Source organism: Gordonia sp. YY1, assembly GCF_009872315.1.
GTDB lineage: Bacteria > Actinomycetota > Actinomycetes > Mycobacteriales > Mycobacteriaceae > Gordonia > Gordonia amicalis.
The window spans coordinates 98,316-113,156 of sequence record NZ_WXYI01000010.1; the positions used below are offsets into that span (position 1 = coordinate 98,316).

14 protein-coding genes are annotated in these 14,841 nt (G+C 68.3%); 8 read left to right on the top strand and 6 right to left on the bottom strand.

All coding sequences use genetic code 11. The features are described from left to right. Window positions 1-80: 80 nt before the first annotated feature. The gene (locus BPODLACK_RS14595) at window positions 81-698 is read left to right on the top strand and encodes a Type 1 glutamine amidotransferase-like domain-containing protein (RefSeq protein WP_006435284.1); all 618 of its coding nucleotides are present in this window, start codon (window positions 81-83) and stop codon (window positions 696-698) included. On the opposite strand, the gene BPODLACK_RS14600 is transcribed toward BPODLACK_RS14595, so the two are convergent. Both BPODLACK_RS14600 and menD read right to left on the bottom strand, forming a co-directional pair. Continuing rightward, the gene (locus BPODLACK_RS14600) at window positions 685-1,290 is read right to left on the bottom strand and encodes a hypothetical protein (RefSeq protein ID WP_006435283.1); all 606 of its coding nucleotides are present in this window, start codon (window positions 1,288-1,290) and stop codon (window positions 685-687) included. The two genes, BPODLACK_RS14595 and BPODLACK_RS14600, sit on opposite strands and share 14 nt — an antisense overlap. A 52-nt stretch (window positions 1,291-1,342) precedes the next feature. Further along, window positions 1,343-3,019, bottom strand: a complete 1,677-nt coding sequence (menD, locus tag BPODLACK_RS14605) for a 2-succinyl-5-enolpyruvyl-6-hydroxy-3-cyclohexene-1-carboxylic-acid synthase (protein WP_006435282.1) — start codon at window positions 3,017-3,019, stop codon at window positions 1,343-1,345. 61 nt (window positions 3,020-3,080) lie between these two features. Here menD and BPODLACK_RS14610 point away from each other — a divergent pair, with 61 nt between their 5' ends. From BPODLACK_RS14610 to BPODLACK_RS14625, 4 genes are all read left to right on the top strand, one after another. After that, the gene (locus BPODLACK_RS14610; protein ID WP_159405523.1) at window positions 3,081-3,698 is read left to right on the top strand and encodes a class I SAM-dependent methyltransferase; all 618 of its coding nucleotides are present in this window, start codon (window positions 3,081-3,083) and stop codon (window positions 3,696-3,698) included. 54 nt (window positions 3,699-3,752) lie between these two features. After that, window positions 3,753-4,832 (top strand): AbrB family transcriptional regulator, encoded by a 1,080-nt coding sequence (locus tag BPODLACK_RS14615; protein WP_159405524.1) that lies wholly within the window; start codon window positions 3,753-3,755, stop codon window positions 4,830-4,832. 44 nt (window positions 4,833-4,876) lie between these two features. Further along, window positions 4,877-6,184: a saccharopine dehydrogenase family protein gene (locus tag BPODLACK_RS14620; protein ID WP_024499797.1), complete on the top strand. Its 1,308-nt coding sequence runs from the start codon at window positions 4,877-4,879 to the stop codon at window positions 6,182-6,184. Window positions 6,185-6,342: 158 nt separating this feature from the next. Then, window positions 6,343-6,789, top strand: a complete 447-nt coding sequence (locus tag BPODLACK_RS14625) for an Hsp20/alpha crystallin family protein (RefSeq protein ID WP_006435278.1) — start codon at window positions 6,343-6,345, stop codon at window positions 6,787-6,789. 110 nt (window positions 6,790-6,899) lie between these two features. Here BPODLACK_RS14625 and BPODLACK_RS14630 read toward each other — a convergent pair whose 3' ends face one another. Continuing rightward, a complete protein-coding gene (locus BPODLACK_RS14630) occupies window positions 6,900-8,084 on the bottom strand; it encodes an EAL domain-containing protein (RefSeq protein ID WP_024499796.1) in 1,185 nt (394 codons plus the stop codon). A 515-nt stretch (window positions 8,085-8,599) separates the two neighbouring features. On the opposite strand from BPODLACK_RS14630, the gene BPODLACK_RS14635 reads away from it, so the two are divergent. Next, on the top strand, window positions 8,600-9,736 hold the full coding sequence (locus BPODLACK_RS14635) for a sensor domain-containing diguanylate cyclase (RefSeq protein ID WP_232513064.1): 1,137 nt from the start codon (window positions 8,600-8,602) through the stop codon (window positions 9,734-9,736). Here BPODLACK_RS14635 and BPODLACK_RS14640 read toward each other — a convergent pair. Then, complete coding sequence (locus BPODLACK_RS14640; RefSeq protein WP_159405525.1) at window positions 9,682-10,443, bottom strand: hypothetical protein; 762 nt, start codon at window positions 10,441-10,443, stop codon at window positions 9,682-9,684. The two genes, BPODLACK_RS14635 and BPODLACK_RS14640, sit on opposite strands and share 55 nt — an antisense overlap. Window positions 10,444-10,615: 172 nt before the next feature. Here BPODLACK_RS14640 and BPODLACK_RS14645 point away from each other — a divergent pair, with 172 nt between their 5' ends. Further along, window positions 10,616-12,721, top strand: a complete 2,106-nt coding sequence (locus BPODLACK_RS14645; protein WP_159405526.1) for an Rv1355c family protein — start codon at window positions 10,616-10,618, stop codon at window positions 12,719-12,721. Window positions 12,722-12,756: 35 nt separating this feature from the next. On the opposite strand, the gene BPODLACK_RS14650 is transcribed toward BPODLACK_RS14645, so the two are convergent. After that, on the bottom strand, window positions 12,757-13,431 hold the full coding sequence (locus BPODLACK_RS14650; RefSeq protein WP_159405527.1) for a PaaI family thioesterase: 675 nt from the start codon (window positions 13,429-13,431) through the stop codon (window positions 12,757-12,759). A gap of 25 nt (window positions 13,432-13,456) precedes the next feature. Beyond that, entirely contained in the window at window positions 13,457-13,708 is a 252-nt protein-coding gene (locus BPODLACK_RS14655; RefSeq protein WP_191834762.1) for a hypothetical protein, read from the bottom strand. 161 nt (window positions 13,709-13,869) lie between these two features. On the opposite strand from BPODLACK_RS14655, the gene BPODLACK_RS14660 reads away from it, so the two are divergent. Continuing rightward, a complete protein-coding gene (locus BPODLACK_RS14660; RefSeq protein WP_006435270.1) occupies window positions 13,870-14,838 on the top strand; it encodes a 1,4-dihydroxy-2-naphthoyl-CoA synthase in 969 nt (322 codons plus the stop codon). Window positions 14,839-14,841 lie beyond the last annotated feature (3 nt).

The window sequence follows — 14,841 nt, forward strand, 5'->3', positions numbered from 1 at the left end:
TGACGCAGTGCGTGACACGTCCCGCAACACCCGGTGAACACCCGACGACCCGAATCCCGGGCGTGATGCACAGTGGACGTGTGCCCGACACCGACCTACTCCTGCTGAGCCGATGGCTGACCCCGGTGCACGACTTCCTCGTGCCGCGCGTCGGCACCGGTGCGCGCATCGGCTTCATCCCGACCGCGTCGTCGATCTATCCCGACCAGGCCTGGCTCGACCTCGACCGCGGTTCCCTGCGCGAGCAGGGATTCGAGGTCGTCGACATCGATCCGGAACTCATCCCGGCGGCCACGTTCACCCGCGCGCTCGGCGAGGTCGACGCGGTGTTCGTCGCGGGCGGCAATGTCTTCCATCTCCTGGGTGCTCTCCGCCACGCCGGGGCCGACCGTCCTCTCGTCGCAGCGGTCCGGCTCGGTCTGCCCTACATCGGGGTCAGTGCCGGCGCGGCCGTCACCGGTCCCGACATCGCGCCGCTCGCGCTACTCGACAACCCGGCCGAGGCGGCGCCCCTGGCCTCGACCACCGGCCTGGAACTGATCGACGTCACGGTCGTACCGCATGCGGAGGGAACCGTCGGAGGGCGCGGACCGATCGACCGGACGCGTCAGGAGTTCGCCGACCATCCGCTGCACTTCCTGCGCGACGACGAGGCACTCGTGGTCTCCGGAGGAACCACCACGGTCATCGCGGGCTGAGGGACTCCGCGTCGGTCGCGCCCGGACCGGGGTCCTCGACAACGTCGACAACCGGGTCCTCGGCGGCAGCCGCCGAGTCCGCGTTCTCGCCGACCAGGTCGGCATCGGCCGAATCGTCACTGCCCGAATCGGCACCGGCCGAATCGTCACCGCCGGACTTCTCCGCATTCCGGCGAGCCAGGCGTCGGCTGAACTCCGCAACCCCGACCATCAGCAGGCCGACGACCAGCCACCCGACGACGGCCACCGACAGCCCCGGGATGATCGAGAGCATCGCGGTACGCCCGGTCGGTCGCGCGAGATCCGGGTTGTACGCGGCATATTCGACGCTGATGCGCTGTCCCTCGCTGAGCTCGGTGGGATACAGCAGACCGAAGCGCGGACTGTGGAACGAGCCGTCGGGGGTTTGGAAGTCGACGGCGGCGTGCAGTGCGTCCACCGAGACCACCTCGGCCATCACGGTGGCCTTGCTGGCCTCGATCGCCGAGTCGTTCTTGAAACAGCCGGCGATCAGCGACAGCGCCATCGCGGTGATGGTCAGACCGACGACGAGCAGCCCGAGCTGCACGCGCCGCTGGATCACCGGATTCATGCCGTTCAGGGTAACCGGCGGCGTCGGTCGCGACGGGACCGCCGTCGCGGGACTACCGCAGCCGGGCGGCGATCGCCGCGTGCACCGATCGCAGCCGATCGCGATCGGTGGCGACCTCGATCACCTCTATTCCGCCCGCCGCCGGTTCCTCGGCCAGTACGGCGCGCAGTTCGTCGACGCCGACCCGCCGGTGTGGGATGCGGAATCCCGCGCACATCGACGCGATGTCGGTGTGATGCGGGGTTCCGAAGACACGCTCGTAGGCGCCGGCGTACTGCCCGGTGTTGTAGCGCGGGTCGCCTTGCTCGAGCAGACCGAAGATCCCACCGCCGTCGTCGTTCGCGACGACGATCCGCAGCGAGTCGGGCCGCGGCTCCCCCGGCCCGATGACCAGACCGGTGGCGTCGTGGACGAAGGTGAGGTCACCCATGAGGGCGATGGTGCGAGCCCCGGGACGTTCGTGGTCGAGGGCCAGTGCGGCGCCGATGGCCGTCGAGTTGGTCCCGTCGATGCCGGCGACGCCACGGTTGGACAGGACGCGCACGCCCTCGGCGACCCGCCCGGCCAGCGCGATGTCGCGGATCGGATTCGACGCGCCGACGACGAGTTGGTCGCCCGGCGCCATCGCGTCGCTGACGGCACGGGCGACGTGGAGGCCGGTGGTCGGACCCGGTTCGTCGAGTTCCGCGGCGACCGCCCCGACCACCCGCTCCTGCACCGCGGCGCACTCCTTGAGCCAGTCCTCCCGTGGTTCACCGGCCACCTCGATGCGGGTACCGGTCGCATAGACGTTGCCCGAGACGTCGGGCCACCGCGGGCCGGTGGTCAGCGCGTAGACCCGGACCTCGGGGTCGGCGAGCAGCCGGGAGACCCCGCGGTGCAGGGTCGGACGACCGCAGATGATCGCCTGGCGGGGACGCACCGAGTCGAGGGCGAGGGGATGCAGCGGGGTCGCCGGATGCGGGGCGGTCGGTTCGGCGACCGTCGGCACACCGGCGAGCGCGGGATGTTCACCGGAACCGTGACCGGACACCACCACGGTGTCCAGCGACAGGTCGATGGACAGCGGGACGTCGAGCTTGCCGACCGGCGCCTGCGTCCAGGGCAGTCCGCCGGGTCGTCCGGCGAACGAGCCCAGGTCATCGTCACCGACCTCGTCCGGATCGGGCACGAGGGGCTCACGCAGCGGGATGTCGAACTGGACCGGGCCGGCGTTTCCGGTACGTGCACCGCGCGCGGCGGCGAGCACGCGTCCGACGGCCGACCGCCACTGGCTGTTGGTGTCCAGGTCCTGCTCGGCGAGGCCGAGGCTGATCGCGGCACGCACCTGGGTGCCGAAGATGCCGAACTGCTCGACGGTCTGGTTGGCGCCCGATCCGAGCAGCTCATAGGGCCGATTGGCGCTGATCACCACGAGCGGCACGCGGGCGTAGTTGGCCTCGAAGACCGCCGGCCCCATGTTCGCCACGGCGGTGCCGCTCGTCATGACGATCGGCACCGGCTCCTTCGACGACACCGCCAGTCCCAGTGCCAGGTAACCCGCCGATCGTTCGTCGATGCGGACGTGCAGCCGCAGCCGGCCCGCGACGTCGGCGGCGTGCAGCGCGAAGGCCAGCGGCGCGTTCCGGGACCCCGGGCACAGCACGGCTTCCCGCACGCCACCCCGGATCAACTCGTCGACGATGACCCGCGCCTGCAGCGTCGATGGATTCGGACCCGGTCGATTCATTCCTCAAGCCTAGGGACTCGAACTCCGGGCGATGCGCCGGGAGCGGCGTTACCCTGGTCGCGTGGGGTTATATGACGACCGCGTCGTCCCGCATCTGGTTCACCTGGCATGCGGGATGACCGCCCTGACACCACTGCGGCAACGCGCCTGCGCCCCGCTGAGCGGGCGGACGCTCGAAGTCGGCTTCGGCTCGGGTCTCAATGTCGGCCTCTATCCCGACACGATCACCGAGGTCGCTGCGGTCGAACCCTCCGATGTCGGCTGGCGGATGGCCGCCGACCGGGTCGCGGGGTCGTCCGTGCCCATCGAGCGCTCCGGGCTCGACGGCCAGGTACTGCCGTTCGACGACGACTCCTTCGACGCCGCGTTGTCGACGTTCACGCTGTGCACGATCCCCGACCTGCGCGCAGCCCTCACCGAGATCCGCCGCGTCCTGCGTCCGGGCGGCACCCTCGGCTTCCTCGAACACGGTCTCGCGCCCGACGAGAAGGTGCGCCGCTGGCAGCACCGCCTCGAGCCGATCCAGAAGCGCCTCGTCGGCGGCTGTCACCTGACCCGTGACGTACGAGACGAACTGACGGCGGCGGGCTTCACGCTCGGCAACGTCGACTCCTTCTATCAACCGGGAGTCCCGAAACCGCATGGGGCCCTGAGCCTGGGCACCGCAGTACCTGCCTGACCCCGCCTCGCCCTCGCGCGGCGCCCGCCGGGGTGCTGCCCTACTGTGGTTCCAATGCGTCGCTGGACACTGCTGGCCGTTCTGACCGCGGCCGCGACGCTGATCCTCGACATCTTCGACGTCGACGCGGCGGCCCTGTTCGCCGGTCTCGTCGTCGCCGGCCTGCTGGCCATCGCCGGGCGGGCGCCGCGACGCCGCACCTCCACGGACGATCCCGACGCCCCGATCGTGCCACGCTGGGCGTTCGTGTCGTCGCAGGGCGTGCTCGGCGTCTACATCGGCACGGTGGCCGATCCAGAGACGGTGAGCGGACTCGGCTCGTCGTGGTTCCCGGTGCTGGTGATCGGCGTCGCAACCCTGGCCATCTCGATCGTCTGCGGTGCTCTGCTCGGACTGCATCGCGACGTCGACCCGCTCACCGGTTCGCTCGCGCTCGTGGCGGGCGGCGCCTCCGGGCTGGTCGCCCTCACCCGCGAGTTCGGCGGCGACGAACGGATGGTCGCGGTCATCCAGTACCTACGGGTCGCGCTCGTCACCGTCACCATCCCGCTCGTCGCGTCCCTCGTCTTCGGAGCAGGCGAAGGCGCCGTGGAGATCCTCCCGGCGTCGTGGACCGATCAGGCGTGGGGTCTGTTGCTGCTCGGGGTGTGCCTGGGAGTCGGCATCCCCGTCGGACGACTACTGCACCTCCCGGCCGCCGGGCTGCTCGGTCCGCTCGCGTTCTCGGCGGCCGCCGAGCTCACCGGTATCGCCGGCGACGCCGCGGTCTCTCCGATCCTGCTCACCGTGGCCTACGCGCTGATCGGCTGGCAGGCGGGACTCGGCTTCACCATGGAGCGTCTTCGAGAGATCGGACGCGTTCTGCCCTATGCGCTCGTCCTCATCCTGGCCATCGGTGTCGGTTGCGCGCTGCTCGGCGTTGCACTGTCGGCATGGACCGGGGAGTCCATGTTCGACTGCTATCTCGCGACCACCCCCGGCGGCATCTACGCCGTCCTGGCAGCGGCCACCGGCGCGGGCGGCAACGTGGCCTTCGTCGTCGCGGCCCAGATCCTGCGGGTGCTCCTCATGCTCTTCGTGGCGCCGTTCGCGGCACGGGCCGCGTCCCGGCGCGGCGGCGGAACAAGGATCTGACTCCCCGGTCACATGTGACCCGCGTCCCACGTAAGGTCAGAGAGATGAGCGGGGAATCCACCACCGAGACATCCAGCAACGAGAACCGGCCCGCCGCCGGTTCGCACGGCCGCGAGTTCGACGTCGTCGTCTACGGCGCCACCGGCTTCGTCGGCGAGATCACCGCCCGGTATCTCGCCGACCACGCTCCGATCGGCACCAAGGTCGCGCTCGCCGGCCGCAACGAGTCCAAGCTCGCCAAGGTGCGCGAACGACTGCCGCTCCGGGCGCACGACTGGCCCCTGATCGTCGCCGACTCCAACTCGCCGGCCGCGCTCGATGCGATGGTGGCCCGCACGCAGGTCATCTGCACCACGGTCGGCCCCTACCTGAAATACGGCGAGGCACTCGTGGTCGCGGCCGCGACCGCCGGGACCGACTACGTCGACCTCACCGGCGAGGTCCCCTTCGTCCGCTACTCCATCGACAAGGCGCACGACACCGCCGTCGCCTCGGGTGCACGCATCGTCCACTCCTGCGGATTCGACTCCGTCCCGTCCGACCTCACCACCTACGCGCTCTACAAGAAGGTCGCCGAGGACGGGGCGGGCGAGATGACCGACACCACCCTGGTGGTGAAGTCGATGCGCGGCGGCCTGTCCGGCGGCACCATCGACTCGATGCGGGTCATCGCCGACGAGGCCAGGAACTCGCAGGCCCGGCGCCTGATGCTCAACCCGCAGGCCCTGTCCGGCGGTCCCGGCGAGGTCCCGCGGGTCAGCATGTCCGACGAACCGAGCGACCTGTCGATCATCAGCGCCAAGAAGGTCGACCCCTCGCTGCGCGGCACCCTCGCCCCGTTCTTCATGGCGGCACACAACACCCGGATCGTTCGTCGTTCGAATGCGCTGCTGGACAACGCCTACGGCACGAACTTCCATTACGCGGAGACGATGAACGTCGGCGGCGTCCCGGCCGTGTCGACGCTGGCGGCCGGCGCGGTCGCGGTCGGCACCGGCGTCTTCATGGGGGCGATGAGCTTCGGCCCCACCCGCCGCCTCCTCGACCGCGTCCTGCCCAAGCCGGGCGACGGCCCCAGCGAGAAGTCCCGCAACAGTGGATATTTCGTGGTCGAGACGTTCACGCGGACGACCACCGGCCGTCGCTACCGATCGCAGATGCGCGCCCAGGGCGACCCGGGATACAAGGCGACCGCGGTGATGCTCGCCGAGAGCGCCCTGGCGCTGGCGCTCGACCGCGATCGGCTACCGTCCCGCACCGGGGTTCTCACGACCGCGGCAGCGATGGGCGATGCACTCATCGACCGCCTGCGCGACGCCGGATTCACCATCGAGGCAACCGAACTCGGCTGAACCGGCCGCTCGAGCACCGGTTCGCACATCGTCTGGCACTCTCTACCCGAGAGTGCTAGACGAGTGCGCGAACCGGTGCTATCTTCGGTGTCAGTACAGCGTTGAGCTGCTCGCCTGCCGAGTGGCGAGCAGCCTTGTGAGACAGGAGGTGAACTGCTGTGCTGCGTTTCGATCCCTTCTCCGACATGGATGCCTGGGCCCGGGGCATGCTGACCGGTTCGGCGGCCGGAACCGCGCGTACACCCAAGTTCATGCCCTTGGACCTCTACAAGGTCGACGACCACTACATGCTCGTCGCCGACCTGCCGGGCGCGGACCCTGGCTCGATCGACGTGAGTGTCGACAACGGCGTACTCACGTTGTCCGCCCAGCGAAGTGCCCCGTCCGACGAGGGTGTCCAGTGGCTGGCCAGCGAACGGTTCTCCGGCACCTACCGCCGCCAGGTCACCCTCGGTGACTCCATCGACAGTGCCGGCATCTCCGCGCGCTACGACAACGGCGTGCTCACCGTGACCATCCCGGTGGCCGAGAAGGCCAAGCCGCGTCGCATCGAGGTGGAGAGCCACAACAGTCCGCAGGCCATCGAGACCGGAACTGTCACCTAACCCGAAACCCATGTCCCCGAGCATCATCGGGGAGATCGCACCGGACGGTCGGTTCGCCGGACAACGGCGCACCGGCCGTCCGGGTGTGTCACCGGCGGTCCGTTACCGGACTATCGGCCGGTCCACGTGGACAGCGGTTCCGGACGGCCGAAGAAGAAGCCCTGCGCGTAGTCGAAGCCGAACTCGGTGAGGACCTCCAGCACGTCGTCGCTCTCGATGCCCTCCGCCACCATCCGCAGACCGGTGGCCGCCGCCATCTCCGAGATCGCCCGCACCACAGCACGATCGGAATGACTGTGGACCAGCTGGTCGATCAGCGTGCGATCGACCTTCAGGACGTCGACCGGCAGGTCCCGCACATAACGAAGGGCGGAGAAGCCGGCGCCGAGGTCGTCGACGCAGATGGTGCACCCGAGGTCGTGCAGCGCGTTGACGGTCCGGGCCGCCGAGGTCTCGAGGCGGATCACCTGATCCTCGCGGACCTCGATCCAGACCCGGGCCGGATCGACGCGGTAGTCGCGGATCAGACCGTCGATGTAGGCGACGAGGCCGTCGTCGGACAGCTGCTGGCAGGACAGGTTGAGCGAGACGAAACCCTCGTCACCGGTCATCCGGGAGATGTCCGCGGCGAGATCCCGGATGGCTTCCCCGATGGCATGCCGGCCGATCGGCGCGAGCAGCGAGATGCCTTCGGCCACCGCGAGAAACGCATCTGGGGCAAGCACTCCGGATTCGGTGTGCCAACGCAGTAGCGACTCATAGCCGACCACCCGACGGTCGGGCATTGCGACGATCGGTTGGTAGAAGACCGAGAAGTCCCGCTCGACGGACCGGGTGAGCCATGCCGTGAGGTCGACCTCCGCGCTGATCTGCCGCACCATACTCGGGTGCGCGAACTCGACATGCACCCGGCGGGTGAGGGCGACGCACAGGGCGGCGTCGGCGTGACGCACCAGATCGGCCTCGTCCGAGACCCCGTCGAGGTCGGCGCCGACGGCGACGCCCATGCAGACGTCGAGGAATCCGCTGCGATCTCCGTCGCTGACGGTGTGCGCACCGAGTTTGCGCCGTGCCGCGTCGATGAGCGCGTCATGGCCGCCATCGGTGGCCGAGAGAGTTATCAGCCACTGCAGATCCGACCTGCGTTCGAACCGCGCACGTGGACTGATCGGCATCAGGACCTGGGCGACGAACGATTCGGCGATGGACACGACGGCGCCGTGCCCGTAGGCGACGACGGCACGGTGGTAAGGGTCGACCTCGACGGCGATCACCGTTGCGCCGCGACTCAACACTGCATCATCTACTGTCGTCCGATCCCCCCGCCGCGGCCCGAACGCCACGTTCCTCGGCAGGATTTTAACCGCAGACCGGCTCGTCCTGTACAGGACAACCCCGACCCGAAACCGGTGCAATACATCGGATATGATCCGCGGACTCAGAGGAAGTGGCGCCACGGCAATCGTCGATGCAGCGCATGATCCGTGTCGTGACGGTGGAAATCTGCGCCTTCTGTATCCGGCGACTCTCGTTGTCGATTGACCTCCATCGGATTCGGGGGTGCCGCGGGCCGCATTCTCTTTTGATCACGCCCCGCAAACAATTAGAAAGGCTAGAAAACGGCTGCTAAGGTGGGAGCCAGTCCTGTGTGCAACGCCACTCAGGATTCGTTAGTTCGGGTTATGATTTTGATCCCGTAAATCACCGAGTTCGGAGAACCCGTGGTCGCTCGCTCGGCCGAAACGACGGAAAGCGGTCCCGGCGTATGGCCTTGATCAGAAACATGATGCGCCGCTACGATGCGCGGTCCATGGCAACGCTGATCAGTACCGGTGGCGTGCTCCCGCTGCCCATCATCAGCGTCCTCGCACCCGACACCCTGAAGCCCGGAAAGATGATCATCCTGATGGTCATCTGGTCGTTCATCGCGCTGGTGTTCACCGTCACGATGCTCCGTCGCCGGCTGACCGATCCGGAGTTCGCGGTCCTGGGCGGCCTCGGCATCGTCGGCATCGGTGGCACATCCTTGATCCTCGCCGACCCCCGCTCCTCGGCCCTCGTGCTCGCGATCGTCGCGGCCATTCCCGCCATCGGCGCGATCACCGCGTCGACCCGGCTCATCCTGTCGCATCTGGCGATCGCGACCCTCTGCGCGGTGGTCGTCCTCGGCGTCACCACGACGTCGGGGCCGGCGTTCCTGATCAGCTTCGGGTCCATGTTCGGGATCATCGTGGTGCCCGTGTTCCTCGTGGTGGCCCTCCGCAAGTCGATGGAGGCCGTACTCGACCAACAGACCCGTCTCTGCGGGATCGATCCCCTGACCGGACTGCTCAACCGCCGCGGATTCCTCATCCGCGCGTCGCAACTGTTGTCCGCCGCACGCTCGTCCACCGGACGGATCGGCATCCTGCTTCTCGACGTCGACCACTTCAAACGGATCAACGACGAGTACGGGCACCTCGCCGGCGACGGCGTCCTACTGTCCGCGTCCGCCGCCATCCGCGAACACGCCCCTGTCGGTTCCGAGGTGTGCCGCTACGGCGGCGAGGAGTTCCTGCTGTTCCACGTGGTCCACGACGAGAACGAGCTGTGGCTCTGCGCCGAACGTCTCCGGGCCGCGGTGGCCGCCACGGCTCCGGTGACGGTCAGTGTCGGGGGCGTCTGTGCACCGCTGGTGTCCTCGCGCAACGGCGATGCCGGCTCCACCGACGACGTGATCGGGAACCTGCTGGGCCGCGCCGACGAATGCGTGTACCGGGCCAAGGAGAGCGGCCGGGACACCACCGTCATCGACACGATCGATCCGGTCGTGTGGAACGACGGCACGCTGAGCGCCCACGCCGCCGAGGACCCACCGGCATCGCCGCCGGCGGCAAGCCTGTACGAGGTCTTCTACCAGCGTCCGGCCGACTTGCTGGAGATGGACACCCGGCCCGGGAGACGCTGAGCATGTCGCGGCGACTGCAGGATATCGGCTTCCATCCGCATCCGGCGCCAGGTCTCCTCGGTGGTGTGTTCCTGGAGGCGGGCCCGATCCCACCACATGAGTCGGGTCCGGTAGCGCTCGTCGGGGAACGGCGTCGGCGGCACCGACTCGTCGACGCGGCCGCCGCCCGACTGCCAGCGCCGCAGCACGTGATCGGCCGCAGTGGCCATCATGTGATCGGTGCCCGACATCTCCATGATGACCAGCCCCAACCGTGACAGCTGCCCGGCCACAGACCTGGCGATGGGTGATCGCTCATCCACCCAGGCCGTCTTGACCTCGACGATCCCGCCCGCAAGCCGCTCTTCGATGGCGTTCACCAACTGCACCTGACCGGGCTGTCCGGCCCACTCGACGAGCGCGTGCGACTGCGCCGCCGCGCTGAACCGCGGCTGGACGCGCAGGCCGCCGCGGACCTGATCGGACTCGTCGAGCACGGCGAAGAACAGGGCCGTTCCCGCACCTGAGGAGACCTCGTCGTAATCGAGTGCGGCCGCACAGCCGTGCCGGTCGTACGACGCGGCGGCCCCGGCGAGGTACTTGTCCCACAGGAGCCGCTCCCGTCGCGGACTGGCCGCGATCACCGTGTACTCCGTACCGGCCTCCGGGGCGGTGGCCCGAAGCATGCCGGTCTGTACCACTTCACTGGCGGTTTTCATCGTTTTCATCGCAGTATTGCGCCTTCCATAAATAAGGAATTCGTTGCGAGATCTCCCCCGACCCCGCGTGTTATGTTGCCACAGCGGCAATTTTATGCTGGTGCAGAACCGTTCTTCTCGTCCAAAATCCGCACATATAGCCCCGGTTGGCGACGCCGAGTCGGGTAAGCCACCATGAGGTATGCACTACACGCCGGCCACTGCGGCCAACGTCTACTCGGAGTCCGAAGTCCCCGTTTCTCTCCTGGACGACGACGCGATCGACGTGACAGACATGACCACCCAGACCCGACGTGCACTCGACGAGATCCTGCCTCCGGTCGACCCCTCGGTCCGGGATGAAGAATGTCGATTCGCGTACTTTCCGTGGCGCAAATCGCTGGTGAAGATCCCCGGTCCGATCTCTTATCGTCGGCTGCGGCTGGACCGTAACAGGCATAAGCTGACCGCGGCCGATCTCGACGCCGCCGCCAAGCTGCGCATCGGGATCGTCGGATTGAGCGTCGGCCACGCCATCGCCCTCACCCTGGCCCTCGAGGGACTGGCCGGCGAATTACGTCTGGCGGATTTCGACGACCTCGAATTGACGAATATGAATCGAATTCCGGCAACATTGCTGGATATCGATACAAATAAGGCCATCGTGGCTTCCCGACGTATTTCCGAAATCGACCCGTACCTGACGACTTCGGTGTTCACAGAGGGCATAACCAACGAGAACATCGACGAATTCCTCGACGGCCTCGACCTCGTCGTCGAAGAATGTGATTCATTCGACGTAAAGGTGCTGGTACGGCATCGTTGCCGCGAACTGGGTATTCCGGTGCTGATGGAGACGAGTGACGGCGGAACCCTCGACGTGGAGCGATTCGATCTCGAACCGGAGCGCCCGCTGTTCCATGGTCTGGCCGGGGATCTCCGCATCGAGGACCTGGTGGGTCTGGACCGGGCACATCTCACCCCCCTGGCCGTCAAGGTCCTCGAACCGGCGAGGGTCACCGCGCCGATGGCGGCGTCGGCGATCGAACTCGGGCACACGGTCACGGCCTGGCCGCAACTGGCCGGCGACGTGCTGCTCGGCGGTGCGACCGTCGCCGCCGCGGTCCGCCGCCTCGTCCAGGGCCGTCCGCTGCCGTCCGGGCGCGTGCGCTTCGACCGCGACACCTGGCTCGACGGCCTCAGCGATCCCCTCGACGGTGCCGGCGGCACGGACGCAGGTACCGCCGAATCGCTCGCGCACAACGAGATCCCGGTCGACGAGATGTCCGACCTCGATCTCATCACGCACGCCGCGGCGCGAGCCCCGTCGGCGGGCAACCAGCAGCCGTGGCGGATCAGCGTCGACGACGACACCGTGACCATCGCCCTCGACCGGGACCGCACCTCGACGCTCGACGTCGAGCACCGCGCCTCCGCGGTCGCGGTCGGTGCCGCCCTGCACAACGCCCGTGTCGCCGCGGCCAGTCGCGGTGTGCTCGACGACATCGAGATCGTCGAGGACGACCAGACGGTTCTCGGACGTGTCCGGCTCAAAGGCCTCGGTGCGGGAGTGCACGCGCCCGAGTACGAAAGCGACCTTCAGGCGCTGCTCGCGCGGAGCACCCGGCGTGGACCCGGCGACGGCTCACCGCTCGGCGACGAGGACCTGCTCCGACTCACCGCTGTGGCCGACACCGAGACCACCCGACTCGTGCCCCTGTCCGACCGCACGCGGATCGCGACCTTCGCGACGATCTCGGATCGCTCCGACCGGGCGCGCTTCCTGACCCCCGCGCTGCACCGCGAGATGTTCGCCGAACTCACCGCCGACCCCGCGGCCGGTGCCGGGATCGACATCGCGTCTCTCGATCTGCCGCCGGCGATGGCCGGGATGCTCGACGTGCTCCGGCGGGGCGACGTGATGTCCCTGCTCGACGAGTGGGGCGGCGGCGCGGCGCTGGGGGCGGACGCCGCGGCGCGGGTCGCCTCGGCGTCGGGAATCCTGCTCCTGGTCCAGAGCGGGCGTACCCGGGCGGACTACATGCGAGCCGGGCTCGTCGTCGAACAGCTGTGGGTGGCCGCCGAGCAACTCGGCTATACCGTGCACCCCATGACGCCGGCCTTCCTGTACGCCCTCGACGACGCGACGGCGCACACGCTGTCGGACAACCACGGCGACCTTCTCGCGGGCCTGCGTCGCGAGATGGACGAGTTGTGTCCGGTCGCCGACGACGAGGCCGTCACCATCGCCTTGCGGGTGTCCCGATCGGATTCGCCGGCGGTACGCAGCCGGCGCCTCGAGGTCTGATCAGCCGCGCCTGACCGGCCAGGCCGGCCGACCGTCTAGGCCTGGCCGGGATTGAGCTTGATGAACAGCGCGTCCATCTCGGCGCACAGGCGGTCACCGTCGTGCATGGTGCCCTTGAGGAAGACCTTGCGGCCCTCGACCCGCTCCGCCCAGGCGTGTACGCGCAGGGTCGTGTTCAGCGGGGTGATCGAGCGGTACTGCACGTTCAGGTAGGCGGTGCGGCTGATGTGCTGCACGGCGACGGCCGAGGCGAAGCCGCCGATGTCGTCGAAGGCGACGGCGATGTGCCCGCCGTGCGCGGCGTTGTTGCCGCCGAGGTGGAAGTCGCGGAAGACGAGGTCGGCGATCACGCCGGTCTCGGTGACCTCGACGACCTCGTAGGGCGGGAGGGTGATGTTGCCGCGGGACGGCAGGTCGATCCGGGTGCCGGCCGGCGAATGCCATTCGTCGATGCGGACCTTCGCGAGGCGCTCGTTGACGGCGGTGAGGTGCTCGATGAGGTCGTCGACCAGTTCGTCGTCGGGGCAGGCGTAGCGCGCATTGTCCATCAGCAGGCGTACCTGTTCGCTGAACTCGCCGTACCGTGAACCGCCACGATCGGTGCTGACGTCGATGTGGGCGCGGAACCCGCCCTCGTGCGGGTCTTCCTCGACGGTCTCTACGGCATGGTCGTTAACGGTCTCTACGGCATGGTCGTTGACTTCACTCACCGGTCAACCGTATACGAAGACCGGTTCAGTGGCCGGACCGGTGCTCCCCGCCGGGGTCCGGACGGTGCCGATCGAAACGACGGTGCGCATCCAGATCGACGCACGTCCCGTGTCGGGCCAGGTCCCGTGCCTGGCCGGGAACGAAGTCGGGGACGCCGCGTGGCCCACGCTCTTTTTCGTCCCGCATCTTCACCGCCCGCCCCACGATGACGGCGACGACCGCGGCCACTGCGCACCACACGGCCACGACGACGAGAATCCACCCCCACGTGTTCATAGGTAAAGCAAAGCACCCCGAACTGGTAATTTACTGAAAATTCGCATCATATATGGTCCGCGACCAAGCGGTACTCAACAGGACATTTGTTCCACTCCACCGGGTTCCGGCTCCTCCGGACCGCCGCGACCACGGCCGTCCGCGGTCACTAGTCTGAGCGCATGAGCGCCGACGACACCCAGACCACCGACCAGCCGTTCGATCCGGCCCAGTGGGCCGAGGTGCCCGGATTCACCGACCTCACCGACATCACCTACCACCGGCATGTCGGTGAGGGCCGCGAGAACGGCATCGTGCGAGTGGCTTTCGACCGGCCGGAGGTCCGCAATGCCTTCCGCCCGCACACCGTCGACGAGCTCTACCGGGTACTCGACCACGCGCGCCGCTCGCCCGACATCGGCACGATCCTGCTGACCGGCAACGGCCCGAGCCCCAAGGACGGCGGCTGGGCTTTCTGCAGCGGCGGCGACCAGCGCATCCGCGGCCGTTCGGGCTACCAGTACGCCACCAGCCACGACACCGACGTCGTGGGCGCCGGCGCCGGCTCGGTCGACGAGGCGCGGGTGAAGGCCGAGGGCGGACGGCTCCACATCCTCGAGGTCCAGCGGCTCATCCGGACCATGCCGAAGGTGGTCATCGCAGTGGTCAACGGGTGGGCGGCGGGCGGCGGCCACTCGCTGCACGTGGTGTGCGACCTGACCCTCGCCTCCGCCGAACACGCCCGGTTCAAGCAGACCGACGCCGACGTGGGCTCCTTCGACGCCGGATACGGCAGCGCCTACCTCGCCAAGCAGGTCGGCCAGAAGTTCGCCCGGGAGATCTTCTTCCTCGGCGAGGCCTACGATGCGGAGACCATGCACCGGATGGGCGCGGTCAACCGCGTCGCGCCGCACACCGAGCTGGAGAACACCGCCATCGAGTGGGCCCGCAAAATCAACGGCAAGTCACCCACCGCTCAGCGCATGCTGAAGTTCGCGTTCAACCTCACCGATGACGGGCTCATGGGACAGCAGGTGTTCGCCGGTGAGGCGACGCGCCTGGCCTACATGACCGACGAGGCCGTGGAAGGCCGGGACGCGTTCCTGGAGAAGCGCGATCCCCGCTGGGACGACTTCCCGTACTACTACTGAGGC